Below are 14095 nucleotides of genomic sequence, written 5' to 3'. Positions count from 1 at the left end.
TAGCAAAGAATGAGGGAAGAGAGCATGTCTATTTAAGGTTATTCTGCCAATTCTTCTTGTTCGTGAGCCATGATTTCTTGACCTACTTCATCTAATAGCTGTAAATAGCGTTCGTATTGTTTCAGAATATCGGCGATGAGCTCGTCTTTTTTCATATATTGTACATCGTAGCCGGTGCGACCGTCGCTGAAATAGGTGAGCGGTTCGACGATTTCTTTGTGTTGAATATTCGGCAGATTCGGATCTTCAATTAAATGCTCACCCACTTCGCGGCTTGTGGATCGAATGCCGTACACAAAGTTGCGCAGTTTATCTTTCTCGATAACCAGTTCAATAGCCGGTTGTTCTGTATCCAGTAATTTGTTTACATAAGCGGTTAAGCCGTGTTCTTCTACTAATTCGTTCTGCAGGCGATACATGGCAGGCAGGCCGACTTTCTTAAAGAACTTCAATACATCTTCTTCTTGTGTTTGGTTTAAGATTTGGCTTAAACGCTCTTGCCAATTATCGCCCGTCCAGAATACGCTGGTAGCGGTGAGTTTGGTATTGAAGTATTTGTTATCCACCAACAGAGCTTGCCATAAGCTGTAACACATTAAGATCATTAAAAAGGCGAAAGGCAGTGCTACCATTAAAGTAACGGCTTGTAAGGTGCTTAATCCTTCTGTGCCGGTATTTAGCAGACTGATTGCCACCACTGAAAGCACAATTCCCCACATAAACACTTGCCAGCGTGGGGCTGATACGGATTTATCTTCCGCTGAAATATTATTCAGCACATAAATGCCGGAATCCGCTGATGTAATAAAAAATAATGCCAATACTAACAATGCTACAATACCGGTTACTGTGGATAATGGTAAATAATCTAAAAATTCAAATAATAATTTTTCCGGTGCGGAGACTAACGCGCCTAAAGCACCATTTGCAACGTGTTCGTTTAACCAAATCGCACTGTTACCAAACACGGTAAACCATAAAATATTAAATAAAGTCGGTAGCACTAATACGCCAAAGATAAATTCACGAATAGTGCGTCCCCGTGAAATACGGGCGATAAACAAGCCTACAAACGGCGACCAGGACAGCCACCAAGCCCAATATAGAACCGTCCAACCGGAGAACCACCCCGTGTGTTCCGTATCATAAGCAAAGGTGCGGAAGCTGACTTCAATTAAGCGGCTGAAATAATAGCCAAGGTTTTCCGGGTAAGCGGAAAGTAAATAAAGCGTCGGTCCGGTAACTGAGACGAAAATCAATAATGCCACGGCTAAACCGATATTGATTTCACTGAGAATTTTAACCCCTTTACCTACGCCGGATGCGGCAGAAATCACCGCAATAGACATGACTGCAACAATAATCAATGATTGCATTAATGAACCGCTATTGTTCAAAATACCGACTTTTTCCAAACCTGCCGTCAACTGTACGGCACCGAAACCGAGAGTGGTGATAATACCGAAAATAGTCACGCATAATGCCACAATATCAATGCCGTGCCCCAACGGACCATTGATTTTTTCTTTTAATAACGGGTAGAAACATGAACGCAATGAGAGTGGTAGTTTATAGCGGAAACCGAAATAGGCCAGTGCTAAGGCGACTACGGCATAAATCGTCCAGGCATGAATGCCCCAGTGAAAGCTGGTTTGTAATAAAGCTTCTTTGGCTAGTTGTTCACCGGAACCGTCAATAATCGGTGATAAAAAATGGCTCAATGGTTCGGCGACACCAAAGAACATTAATCCTACTCCCATGCCTGCAGCGAAAAGCATGGCCAGCCAAGTGCTGAATTTGAATTCAGGTTCTTCTTCATCGGTACCGAGTTTGATATCTCCTAGGCGACCTAAGGCGAGAAACAGCATAAAGACAAAGAATACGGCTACGGAGAGAATATAAAACCAGCTGAAGTGACTGAATACGGCTTGTTTACTTGCATTTAAAGCGGTCAGTGTATCGTGCGGAAAGAAGGTTGCCGCGATAAAAATAGCCGATACAATCAAGAGACTACCGATAATAACCGGCGGATTAAAACTAGAATATTGTCGAATTAAATTTTTAACAGTCAAAACTTCTCCTTTAAGATTTTAACATTGGAAAGGCATCGTAAATGCCGTTGATAATCATCTGTGTGCCGATAACTGCCAGAATCAAACCCATCATTCGGGTCATTACCCGCATTGCACTTTTACCGAGTAATTTCACGATACGTTTACCGTATAAAAATAAAACATAGGTACTTAAACACAAAACGGCAAAGGCCATAATAGTGACAATCACATTGACGAAAGAGGCATCCGCCGATAAGTTCATTGCGGTTGCAATGGTTCCCGGTCCGGCTAACATTGGGGTTGCTAATGGGGAAATCGCCACGCCAAGAACATCTTCCCGATTTTTTACCGCACTTTCGGGATTAATAGGGTGCGTGACCGTGGAATTTTGTCCGCCCTGTAACATTTGCAAACCAATCAAAAACACGATCACTCCGCCGGCTAACCGCAGTGCAGGCATGGTCATGCCGAATATTTCAAAGATCAATTTTCCGCTTAATGAAAATGCGGCAACAATTAAAAATGCAACAAACAATCCTTTGCGGGCGACCAAACGTGCCGTGTCATTATCTTCTTGTTCTGTGATAGAAAGATAGATCGGTAAACTGGAAACCGGGTTCATAATGGCAAAAAATGCCATAAACGCCATACCGAATACATCAAGTTGTAGCATAAAAATACCTTGTTTTTCAGGTGGAAAAATGAACGTGTTTTTATACGAAAAATAGGATGTTTTTTCAAAAAATGAAAATAGTTTATATTTTTCAAAGCGATAGATTGTATCAAAAAATGGAAATTGTCGCAAATAGTGCGGATAAGAGATTGAAATTCCGGTAATTTATCGTTATATCCAACGTCTGACCCGGCGACAATATTGGTGATATTGTTGGCCGAATTTTTGTTGTAAGGTTTGTTCTTCGGGAATGATTTGAAAATAAGTTATATAGCCGATAAAGAGTAAAATAATGATAAAACCTACCGCACTTGCCAGCCAGAAGCTCAATGCAGTTAAAGCCAAAGCAAGACTTAAATACATAGGATTGCGGCTGATACTAAAAATGCCGTGCTGAATCAGTTGATTGGTATGTTGCGGATTACGGGGATCTATGGTGGTTTGGGTTTGGTGAAAAATCCGCAGGCTTAATGCGGCAATAACGACTGAGCACAGCAAAATCAGTATCCCGAGTATTCGGTGAAAAGTAATGTTGTAGTCAGTCTGATTTTCTGCCGAATATAAAATCAACAGTGCACAAATCAGCCAAACCAAAGGCGGGGGAAGTTTTAATGCCACAATATACCTATAAGATGAAAAAGCGGGCAATAATGCCCGCCTGATAATAATTAACGACGCGGTAAATAGTTAATTGGATTAACAGACTTACCTTTGTAACGAATTTCAAAGTGTAATTTCACGCTGTTTGTACCGGAACTTCCCATTTTCGCAATTTGTTGCCCCGCTTTAACGGTTTGTTGGTCTTTCACGGAAATGCTTTCGTTGTGAGCATAGGCACTTAAGAAATCATCGTTATGCTTGATGATGATTAAGTTACCGTAACCACGCAATGCGTTACCCGCATACACCACCGTACCTGCCGCTGCCGCGGTAACTGCTTGACCGCGTGAACCGCCGATATCAATACCTTTGTTACCTCCGTCTGAGCTGGAGAATTGTTGAATAATTCTGCCGTTGGTCGGCCATTGCCATGCAATGTTGGACGCCACAGCAGAGGAGTTGCTGACCGTTCCTGCATTAATCGGACGATTATTGACCGCACTTGACACCGTGCTGCCGGATGCCGCTGTGCCGACACCGGCAACTACACCGCCGGTTGCCGCTTTCACCGGACCGATTATAGAACCGTCGGAACCATATTGTGTGCCGTTAGCGGCTTGGGTATAAGTGACTTGCGGCTCGATCGGTTTTGCCGGTACGGTCACGGTTTCTGTAGTGGTGACCGTTTCAGTACAGCTGCTTACATTTAATGATTGACCTACTTTTAAAGTGTATGGCTCGCTCATATTATTTAAGCCTGCCAATTCCTTCACATCAAGCCCTGAAATATAAGCGATTAAGAACATGGTATCGCCTTTGCGTACTTGATATTTGCAGGCTTTATAAGAACCTTTGTCGATTTGGCTATAATCCGGTGCATTGGTTTGCGGATTACGCGGAATATTAATATCTTGCGTTTCCGCTTTTTTCACCGTTTTGGTCACTTGTTGTGTAGTTGTGGAAGGTTGTGCCGCCTGTGTTTGCGGAGCATTGGCTTGTACTGCTTGCAAATTCGGATAGTTTTGAGCTGGCGAAACGGTTTGATTATTCATTCCGGCAGGCATGCTTTGCTGTTGAATTTCCGGTTGCCAAGTGCCGTTTGAGGTTGTACCGGAAGATGAGTCTACCGGTTGCATGATACCCGGTGATAAATTACCGTCGGCATTTTCAATAGGTGCGGTTGTGTTTGAGCTACAAGCGGCAAGTACAAAAAGTGCGGTCGGAAGTAATAAAAATCTTTTTTTCATTTGCTAATGTCCTTTCAATTAAAATTTATTTCATAGTATCCGGCATGGATTGCCGCTCAAGTTCAGGTTCGGCAAGTATTGCATCGTCAGCGCCGTTGACCGGTTGCATAATACCCGGTGCTAAATTGTTTTCATCATAAACCGGCTCAGAACTGCAAGCCGTTGTTAATACTGTGACAGCAAGAATAAGTAATAAGTTTTTCATAATCAGCCTTATCGGAAAATTAAATATACGATCACGGCAAGCACAACAACAGCCCAACCGATAATTTCAATATATTTGCGTAATTTTGCTTCAAAACGTTTACCGCCCCAAGCGGAGAGTTTCGCCACTAATAAGAAACGAATGGCACGGGAAATGAAAGCGGTTAACACAAAAGGCAGGAATGCCATTTGCATTACACCGGCACAAATTGTAAATACTTTATAAGGAATCGGTGAGAAACCGGCCACAAATACAATCAGAATGCCCCATTGTTCAAACCAGGACATTGCGGTATCGAGATGATGTTGATAGCCCCATTGTGTCACATAATGTTGCACCCAATCAAAGGCATAATAGCCCAAGGCATAGCCAATCATGCCGCCTATAGCAGATGCTACGGCACAATAAATCGCATATTTTACGGCATTTTGCGGTTTAGTCATGGACATTGGAATCAACATCACATCCGGCGGAATCGGGAAGAAAATCGCTTCGATAAAACTCACGAATGACAGCCAAAAGGTCGCAAAACGGTGGCGTGACCATTGCATTGTTTTATCGTACATTGCACCAAAAATATTCACAAATTATCCTTATTTAAATAAGTTATTCTTTTTCCAACCATTGTTGCAAAGATTGCAACGAACTGTGGGCGGTCATATCCGCCTGAATCGGCGTGATCGACACATAATTGTTTGCCACCGCGTGAAAATCAGTGCCTTCGCTGCTGTGTTCCGGCAAACCCGCAGGCCCCACCCAATAAATAGCTTCGCCGCGGGGATCTTGCTGTTTAATAATTTCCGCTGCTTGTTGGCGATAACCTAATTGACAGACTTTAATGCCTTTGAGCTCATCATAAGGCACATCCGGTACGTTAATATTAATAATTTCACGTTGGTTAATCATTTCATTGTGCAGTTTAGGAATTAAATCGCATACTACACGTGCCGCCGTTTCATAATGCTGACGGCCGTCGAGGGATACGGCAATAGACGGCAGTCCCAAATGACGGCCTTCCAACGCAGCGGCTACTGTGCCGGAATAAATGGTGTCGTCGCCCAAATTTGCGCCGGCGTTAATGCCGGATACCACTAAATCCACGCGGCCGGATAAAAAGCCGTTTAAAGCAAGATGAACGCAATCCGCAGGTGTACCGTTCACGCAGAAATCGCCGTTATCTAATTTACGCGGGCGTAACGGCTCGATTAATGTGAGCGAGCTGGATGCCGCACTGCGGTTACGATCCGGGGCAACTATCGTCACATCGGCAAAGCGGCGTAAGGCTTCCGCCATCACCTGAATGCCTTCCGCATGAATGCCATCGTCGTTGCTTAATAAAATATGCATAGTCCTTCCTTTAAAATCGAGTTCAGCATTATAACGAAAAAAGCACGATTTTGGATCGTGCTTTTGGGTTATTTTTCATCTATTTTTACTAATTCCCGCACCAATGCCGTAGCATAGCTGCCTGCAGGCAAATAGAATTTTAACCGCAAACCTTCATGCTCAAATTGCCAGCTTAGTTCTTTGGCGTGTATTAACATTGGGCGACGGGCGGATTTTAACCGCTCTTGTTTCATTAATGTCAGCAAATTTTCATGCTGCAATACAATATCCCGCTCTAAAAGTGCGGTGGTTTCCAGCGAATTTTCCCCGATTAACGGGGCAGTGAGCAAAATATCCTGATTTTCCAGTCGCATTTGAAGTGTATTCAGATCTTCCGTTTCATCGGCTACAAACCAACTGTGGGAGCCGTTTAATTGCAGTACGTCGCCCTGCTGTACTTGGTGGAGTAAGCCTTTCTGAATGCGATCTGCCACCACTAAATTAAACACTTCGCTACGGGCGGCAGAAAGATAAAAACTGCGTTTTTTGCGATCTTTCACTTTAATTTCGCCATTTGCCCATCTCATTGCCTGGGTGAGATTGTTGCCGTCCCGTCCGAAACGTTGTTCTGTAAAATAATTGGGAAAACCGTGAATTTTCAAATTTTCCAACCGCACTTTCAGCTCGTCGGTTTCCAGTTTGTGGTTTTCTGAGGCGTTACGCAGTAAAACCTCAAAATAATTGCCGTCTAAACTGCCGGTGCGGATTTTGCGGTTATGGCGGGTAACCTCCAAAATTTCCACGCCATCTAACTGAAATTGGCTGAAATCCGGCGTTGGCTGCCCCGGCATTTGCAGGCAGAACCATTGTTCCGTCACTGCTTTACGATCTTTTAACCCGGCATAGCCCATATTGCGATCGGAAATTCCCGCAAAATGAGCCAGTTTTTCCCCCACAAATAACGTGTTGGCATCGGTTTTACGGATTTTTACCGCCACAAATTCCCCGTCACCGGACATTTCATAGCCGAGATGTTCTTTTACAATAAAATCCGCACATTCGGCTTTTAAAAGTGCGGTCTGTTTTGGGGGAGATTGTAAGTATGTGAGTTCTTGCATTGTGATTATGCCTTGATTAACAACACCACCGCTTCCGTAGCAATGCCTTCGGAACGGCCGGTGAAGCCTAGTTTTTCTGTGGTGGTGGCTTTGATGTTGACTTGCTCCGGCTCACAAACCAAATCTGTAGCAATAACTGCCCGCATAGCATCGATATGCGGACGCATTTTCGGGGCTTGAGCGATAATGGTAACGTCTATGTTGCCGATTTTATAACCCTTTTCTTGTACTTGGCGGAAGGCTTCCCGCAATAGAATACGGCTGTCTATATTTTTAAACTGCATATCAGTGTCGGGGAACAGTTTGCCGATATCACCTAACGCAACAGCACCCAGCAGGGCATCAGTGAGTGCATGTAATGCTACATCACCGTCGGAATGAGCGATAAACCCCGTGTGATAAGGCACTTCTACACCGCCGATAATTAGCGGGCGGTTTTCGCCGAAAGCGTGTACATCAAAGCCGTGTCCGATTCGTATCATATTGTATTACCTATGTTCTTTTCGATAAATAAAATTCCGCCAGTGTTAAATCTTCCGGTCGGGTGATTTTGATATTATCCGCCCGCCCGGCAATTAAGTGCGGTTGAAATCCGGCAAGTTCCATTGCTGATGCTTCATCGGTAATGGTCAGCCCTTGATTCAAGCCTTTAACCAAGGCATTCCGTAATGTGTGGGCGTGGAAAAATTGTGGCGTGAGAGCGTGCCACAGCCGGGAGCGATCTTCCGTTCGCTGAATTTGATTGTGAGCAGTGGCTCGCTTAATGGTATCAATTACCGGAGTGGCTAAAATCGCCCCTTGTTCATCGTGAATCTGCACTAACTTATCTAAATCGCTGTGGGTTAAACAAGGACGTGCGGCATCGTGTACCAATGCCCACGCACGGTGATCGGTAATGGTATTTAATCCCGCTAAAACAGAATCCGCACGAGTTGCTCCGCCTTGTACCAGTTGAATTTTGGGATTGTGAATCAATGCTAACTGCGAGATAAAAGGATCGTTTTCCGCAATCGCCATCACGATTTTACGGATAGGCGAGTAATCCAGTAACACTTGCAAGGTATGTTCTAAAATGGTTTTACCTTGTAATTGCAAATATTGTTTCGGCTTGTCCACCAGCATTCTGGTTCCGATACCGGCAGCAGGCACAATTGCGATAATTTGACGGGAAAGTGCGGTCATAATTTTTGGCGTTTTATTGATCTTTTACAATGCGATAGAAGGTTTCGTTCGGTTTTACCATTTCATAATTTAAACGGGCACGTTCTTCCACGGCGTTAAAACCGGTTTGCAGATCTTTGATTTCCGCCTCGATCTGTTGATTGCGTTGAGTGAGCTTTTCATTTTCTGCTTTATGCACGGCAATTTCGGCTTCTGTCTCTTTGTAGTCCGCATAACCGTTTTTACCAAACCAAAAATTGTATTGGAATAATACCAGTAGTCCGCCAAGTAAGATTAAGAGTATTCGCATTTGATTGATGTTCGTTAATAAAAAATTTGTTTATAGTTTACCGTGAAATAATAAAAAATGCAGATAAAAATAACCGCACTTTAAAAGAAAATTCAAAATTAGCTTTAAAGTGCGGTTTGATTGGGGTGAAAATTATTTTTTCTCGTCAGAAGTAAAGCCGGATTTTACACCGCTCATGTCAGGTAATTTATGGGCAATACCTTTGTGGCAGTCGATACAGGTTTTGCCTTCATCAATCGCCATACGGTGCATTTTTTCCGCTACGTTTTTTTGTTGGGTGAAATCCATGCTGTCAAATTTGTGGCAGTTCCGGCATTCTTGCGAATCGTTGGCTTTCATACGAGCCCATTCGCGTTCCGCCATTTCCAAACGTGCCGCTTCAAATTTTTCTTTGGTATCTACGTGTCCCATGATATGGGCGTACACTTCGCGGCTGGCTTGGATTTTACGTGTCCATTTCGGAATAAATTCATGTGGCAAGTGACAATCCGAACAAATCGCTTTCACACCGCTGCGGTTAGCGTAGTGGCTGGACATATGATATTCCGGCACTACGTCATTAGTGTGACAATCCGAACAAAATTCTTCCGTATTGGTATATTCCAATGCAGTATTAAAGCCGCCCCAAAACACGATGCCTGCAATAAATGCTAAAGAAAGTAATGTGCCGATAGCAATACGGCTTGGGGTTCTGAACCAACGCCAAAATTTTTTAATTAAGTTAAGCATAATGATTATTCTCCCTCTACCTTAATGCCTTTAGCTGCACGCAAACTTTGGTGTTTATTATTTACGATCGGATCCACTTCTGCCTGTTGCACGTGACATTGTAAGCAGAAATAACGACGCGGCGATTCGGTTTCGTGGGATTTACCGCTGCGATCCATAAAGTGACTGGCAGGTGCGCGCGGTGCACCGGTGGTTTTATACACATCCAAGCCGTGACACATTAAACATTGGTTAACGTTTTTGGTCACTTGTAAGCCGCGAATACTATGCGGCACCAGCGGCGGCTGATATGGGAAAGTGGTCGGAATATTACCTACATCTTTCGGCGGATTATGAAATGCAGGAGCAATGTTTTCTGCCGCATCTTCAATGTTTTTGCCTAATTTAGGCGGCTCCTGTTCAGCGGCAAATGCACTGGCGGCAAATACCATTGTAAACGCCAATAATAGTTTTTTAATCATTTTTATTCCCCCGAATGATTAAATCTTGTCGAAAATTGAAATACATTTTCAGGGCAGACATCAATACAACGTCCGCAACTGATACAATCTTTGGAAAGCACTAATAAACTTTCATCTTTTTTACCGTGTAATGGTGAACGCAACACTTGCGGTTCCGGACAAACGTTATAGCAGTCCATGCAATTATCACATCTGTCGCGATCAATCACTTTAACGCGGATCAAACTTTTCGCACCGATGATGCCATAAGCTGCACCGATAGGGCAGATATGACCGCACCAGCCATGCTCGGCGACCAATAAATCCAATAAGAACACCGCCAATACTAACCATAATGTCGCACCGAATCCGTAGATTAATGCACGACCTAATGCGGCAACCGGATTCAGCCATTCCCAGAGTAAAATACCGGTTAAGGCACTGCCGATTAAAATCATTAATAAAATGCCGTAACGTAAATTACGCGGGATTTTTGCAGTTTGGCGGATTCCCAGTTTACGACGTAACCAAGCGGCACAGTCAGTGACAACATTAAGCGGACATACCCAGCCGCAAAAAACTTTGCTGCCGACCAACGCATAAAAGGCGACTATAATAATCACACCTAATACGGAAGTGAAATTCGGTAAATAACCGGTTGCCAAACTCTCCATCGCCATTAAGGGATCGGTGAACGGAATGACATCAAACAGCATACTGCCGCTGTAATTGCCTTTTAAAATCCATACGCCGAACCAAGGACCGCTTAAAAACATGGATAAAATCGCTAATTGACTTAAACGACGCCAAAATAAAAAACGATTTGCTTGCCACCAACCTAATTTTTCCCGGGCTTCTTTGCCGGCATATTTCGGTGAATTTGCCATTAGAATCCCTCCGGTTTACGAACTGGTAAGGAGATCATGTCTTCCGGTGCCAATGAATGACCGGTTTTTTCTTCTTCAATCCAACCTAAACGATAATGTTTGCCAAGCATGCCTTTTGCTAAAGATACCGGTAATACTTTGATTGCCGCTTCTTCCAAAACGCAAGCTTCTTCACATTTACCGCAACCGGTACAGGCATCGGAATGCACTGTCGGAATAAAGAACGCATGTTTTCCGGTACGATCATTGCGTTGCATTTCCAATGTGATGGCTTTACCCATTAACGGACAGACACGATAGCATACATCACAACGCAAGCCCTGCCAGTTCAGGCAGGTTTCGTGATCCAATAATACCGATAAGCCCATACGGGAATCGTTGATATCATCTTGCGTACTGTCCAATGCCCCTGTGGGACAGGCTTTGGCACAAGGAATATCCGGACACATTTCGCAAGGTTTATCCCGTGCGATAAAATACGGTGTCCCCGCTTCCATTGGTGAGAGCAAGGAAGCTAAATGCAACATATCGTAAGGACAGGCTTGCACGCACTGACCGCAACGAATGCAGGCAGCGGAAAATTGTTTTTCATCGGGAATAGCAAAAGGCGGACGCAATGCCACGCCTTCGCGAGCCAGACTTTGTTCCTGCTGTAAGGCAAGTAACAATCCCAATCCCGCCAAACCGCCCGTAGTGCGGGCTGCATCTTTAAAAAACTTGCGACGTTCCGGTGCTTTGACTGATTTATCCATAGTACCTCACGTGACGGGAATATCACTTCCCGTCTAATTAGAGTAGAAACCGTAAAGTGCGGTCACTTTTACGCCGCTTTTTCCACTTTAACCGCACATTTTTTAAAGTCAGTTTCTTTGGAAATCGGATCCGTTGCATCCAAGGTTAATTTATTTGTCAACTGACCCGCATCAAAGAACGTGGTATAAATCAAACCTTTCGGTACTTTGTTACGTCCGCGAGTATCAATATGCGATACGATTTCACCGCGACGGCTGATGACTTTAATTTTATCGCCGTGGCGTAAACCGCGTTTTTTCGCATCTTCCGGGTGCATCCACACTAGGTTATTCGGGAACGAACGGTGTAATTCCGGTACACGGCGAGTCATCGTACCGGTATGCCAATGTTCAAGCACACGACCTGTGCATAGCCACAGATCGTATTCTGCATCGGGCATTTCACCGGGCGGCTCGTACGGTACGGCTAAAATCACCGCTTTACCGTCCGGATTTCCGTAGAATTTCACCCCTTCTTCTTCGGTTACATACGGGTCAAAACCGGCACGGTAACGAATAACGGTTTCTTCAAATTCGCCTTTTGCATTTTTCAATACCGGCCAACGTAAACCGCGGGCTTTGTGGTACATATCGAAACTTGCCAAGTCGTGACCATGGCCGCGACCGAAATTGGCATATTCTTCGAATAATCCTTTTTGGATGTAAAAACCGAAATGTTCCGCTTCATCGTTTAATTGACCTTCCGGAATTTCATCATTAGAGAATTTATCGGTTTCGCCATTACGATAAAGCACTTCATATAAGGTTTTACCTTTGTATTCCGGGTTTTTCGCTAAAATTTCTGCCGGCCACATTTCATCAGTGGTGAAATATTTAGAGAATTCGACCAACTGCCAAGTATCGGATTTTGCCTCACCCGGTGCTTTTACTTGCTGACGCCAGAATTGGGTACGGCGTTCCGCATTACCGTATGCACCTTCTTTTTCAACCCACATTGCGGTCGGTAACATTAAGTCTGCCGCTAAGCAGCTTGCTGACGGGTATGGGTCTGATACGATAATAAAGTTTTCCGGATTACGCCAGCCGGGGAACGTTTCTTTATTGATGTTCGGACCGCCCTGCATATTGTTGGTACACATTTGCCACAATACATTCATTTTGCCGTCTTTTAATGCACGACTTTGTGCAACGGCATGATAGCCTAATTTATCGGAAAGGATACCTGCCGGTAATTTCCACATTTTTTCGGCAAACTCACGGTGTTTCGGATTAGTAATCACCATATCCGCCGGCAAACGGTGGATAAAGGTTCCGACTTCACGTGCCGTACCACAAGCAGACGGTTGACCGGTTAAGGACATAGGACCGCAACCCGGTAGTGAGATTTTGCCGGTGAGCAAGTGAATGTTATAGATTAAATGGTTCGCCCATACACCGCGGGTGTGTTGGTTAAAGCCCATAGTCCAGAACGATACGATTTTTTTATTCGGATCCGCATATAATTTTGCCAAAGATTCAAGTTGCTCTTTAGGCACACCGGACATTTGGTGGGCTTTATCTAAAGTATATTCGGACACTAACGCTTTGAGTTCGTCAAAGTTACTGTCGTACATTTTACCGCTGTTTGGATTTTTTGCTGCTTTTTGTAACGGATGATTATCGCGCAAGCCGTAACCGATATCGGTTTCACCACGTTTGAATTTAGTGTGTTTGTTCACGAAATCCCAGTTAATCGCATCATTTTGGATCAAATAATTAATGATGTAGTTCATGATTGCCAAATCGGATTGCGGTATAAATACCATACCGTTATCGGCTAATTCAAAACAGCGCTGTTCATAGGTGGAAAGTACAGCAACGTGTACGTTTGGATTGGATAAACGACGATCGGATATGCGTGACCATAAGATTGGGTGCATTTCCGCCATATTGGAACCCCAAAGCACAAAAGCATCGGCTTCTTCGATATCATCGTAGCTTCCCATCGGTTCATCCATACCGAAGGTACGCATAAAGGCAACAGCTGCAGATGCCATACAGTGACGGGCGTTCGGATCGATATTGTTAGAAAGGAAACCGCCTTTCCACAATTTGACTTTGGCATAACCTTCAAAAATGGTGGTTTGACCGGAAGAAAACATTCCGAAACCGTTTTTACCGTTTTTTGCTTGTGCCGCCATGATTTTTTCTTTCATGATTTTGAACGCGTCATCCCAGCTGATCGGAGTGAAATCGCCTTCTTTATCATATTTACCGTTTTTCATACGCAGCATAGGGCTGGTTAGACGGTCCGCACCGTACATAATTTTCGGTAAGAAATAACCTTTGATACAGTTCAAACCACGGTTCACTTGAGATTCCGGATCCCCTTGTGATGCCACTACGCGACCATCTTTTGTGCCTACTAGTACCGCACAGCCGGTACCACAGAAACGGCACACGGCTTTATCCCATTTAATTCCGTTTTCATCCGTATAAATAGTCTTATCGGCACCGGCTGCAATGGCCTTTACCGGAATCGTTAATCCGGCTGCTGCGCTTGCTGCTGCAATCGCATTGACTTTCATAAAGTCACGACGACTTAAACTCATAG

16 protein-coding genes are annotated in these 14095 nt (G+C 44.1%); all 16 read right to left on the bottom strand.

Going from position 1 to position 14095, the window contains the following annotated elements; all coding sequences use genetic code 11:
* Positions 1 to 38 precede the first annotated feature (38 nt).
* Complete coding sequence (locus tag EDC44_RS07515; RefSeq protein ID WP_131976953.1) at positions 39 to 2072, bottom strand: BCCT family transporter; 2034 nt, start codon at positions 2070 to 2072, stop codon at positions 39 to 41.
* A gap of 10 nt (positions 2073 to 2082) precedes the next feature.
* Positions 2083 to 2727: a MarC family protein gene (locus EDC44_RS07510; RefSeq protein WP_131976952.1), complete on the bottom strand. Its 645-nt coding sequence runs from the start codon at positions 2725 to 2727 to the stop codon at positions 2083 to 2085.
* Between the two features lie 171 nt (positions 2728 to 2898).
* Positions 2899 to 3345 (bottom strand): methyltransferase family protein, encoded by a 447-nt coding sequence (locus EDC44_RS07505; RefSeq protein WP_165870240.1) that lies wholly within the window; start codon positions 3343 to 3345, stop codon positions 2899 to 2901.
* A 50-nt stretch (positions 3346 to 3395) separates the two neighbouring features.
* Positions 3396 to 4574, bottom strand: coding sequence for a murein hydrolase activator NlpD (nlpD, locus tag EDC44_RS07500; RefSeq protein WP_131976948.1), 1179 nt, complete (start codon positions 4572 to 4574; stop codon positions 3396 to 3398).
* A 25-nt stretch (positions 4575 to 4599) separates the two neighbouring features.
* Positions 4600 to 4779, bottom strand: coding sequence for a putative periplasmic lipoprotein (locus EDC44_RS07495; protein ID WP_131976946.1), 180 nt, complete (start codon positions 4777 to 4779; stop codon positions 4600 to 4602).
* 8 nt (positions 4780 to 4787) lie between these two features.
* A complete protein-coding gene (locus tag EDC44_RS07490; RefSeq protein ID WP_131976944.1) occupies positions 4788 to 5363 on the bottom strand; it encodes a YqaA family protein in 576 nt (191 codons plus the stop codon).
* A gap of 22 nt (positions 5364 to 5385) precedes the next feature.
* Complete coding sequence (gene surE, locus EDC44_RS07485) at positions 5386 to 6126, bottom strand: 5'/3'-nucleotidase SurE (protein ID WP_131976942.1); 741 nt, start codon at positions 6124 to 6126, stop codon at positions 5386 to 5388.
* 68 nt (positions 6127 to 6194) lie between these two features.
* Positions 6195 to 7223: a tRNA pseudouridine(13) synthase TruD gene (gene truD / locus EDC44_RS07480; RefSeq protein ID WP_131976940.1), complete on the bottom strand. Its 1029-nt coding sequence runs from the start codon at positions 7221 to 7223 to the stop codon at positions 6195 to 6197.
* A 5-nt stretch (positions 7224 to 7228) separates the two neighbouring features.
* Entirely contained in the window at positions 7229 to 7705 is a 477-nt protein-coding gene (ispF, locus tag EDC44_RS07475; RefSeq protein ID WP_131976938.1) for a 2-C-methyl-D-erythritol 2,4-cyclodiphosphate synthase, read from the bottom strand.
* A gap of 10 nt (positions 7706 to 7715) precedes the next feature.
* Positions 7716 to 8405, bottom strand: coding sequence for a 2-C-methyl-D-erythritol 4-phosphate cytidylyltransferase (gene ispD / locus EDC44_RS07470; protein ID WP_131976936.1), 690 nt, complete (start codon positions 8403 to 8405; stop codon positions 7716 to 7718).
* Positions 8406 to 8418: 13 nt separating this feature from the next.
* Positions 8419 to 8694 (bottom strand): cell division protein FtsB, encoded by a 276-nt coding sequence (ftsB, locus tag EDC44_RS07465; protein ID WP_131976934.1) that lies wholly within the window; start codon positions 8692 to 8694, stop codon positions 8419 to 8421.
* A gap of 132 nt (positions 8695 to 8826) precedes the next feature.
* On the bottom strand, positions 8827 to 9423 hold the full coding sequence (locus tag EDC44_RS07460) for a NapC/NirT family cytochrome c (protein WP_131976932.1): 597 nt from the start codon (positions 9421 to 9423) through the stop codon (positions 8827 to 8829).
* Between the two features lie 5 nt (positions 9424 to 9428).
* Positions 9429 to 9854 (bottom strand): nitrate reductase cytochrome c-type subunit, encoded by a 426-nt coding sequence (locus EDC44_RS07455; RefSeq protein WP_243647920.1) that lies wholly within the window; start codon positions 9852 to 9854, stop codon positions 9429 to 9431.
* 32 nt (positions 9855 to 9886) lie between these two features.
* Positions 9887 to 10750, bottom strand: a complete 864-nt coding sequence (napH, locus tag EDC44_RS07450) for a quinol dehydrogenase ferredoxin subunit NapH (protein WP_131976928.1) — start codon at positions 10748 to 10750, stop codon at positions 9887 to 9889.
* Positions 10750 to 11502, bottom strand: a complete 753-nt coding sequence (napG, locus tag EDC44_RS07445) for a ferredoxin-type protein NapG (protein ID WP_131976926.1) — start codon at positions 11500 to 11502, stop codon at positions 10750 to 10752. The genes napH and napG overlap by 1 nt, the downstream gene beginning before the upstream one ends.
* Positions 11503 to 11570: 68 nt before the next feature.
* Complete coding sequence (gene napA / locus EDC44_RS07440) at positions 11571 to 14093, bottom strand: nitrate reductase catalytic subunit NapA (RefSeq protein ID WP_131976924.1); 2523 nt, start codon at positions 14091 to 14093, stop codon at positions 11571 to 11573.
* Positions 14094 to 14095 lie beyond the last annotated feature (2 nt).

This window comes from Cricetibacter osteomyelitidis, assembly GCF_004340985.1.
In the GTDB taxonomy this organism is placed as follows: Bacteria; Pseudomonadota; Gammaproteobacteria; order Enterobacterales; family Pasteurellaceae; genus Cricetibacter; species Cricetibacter osteomyelitidis.
This window is presented reverse-complemented; position numbering and strand designations above follow the sequence as displayed.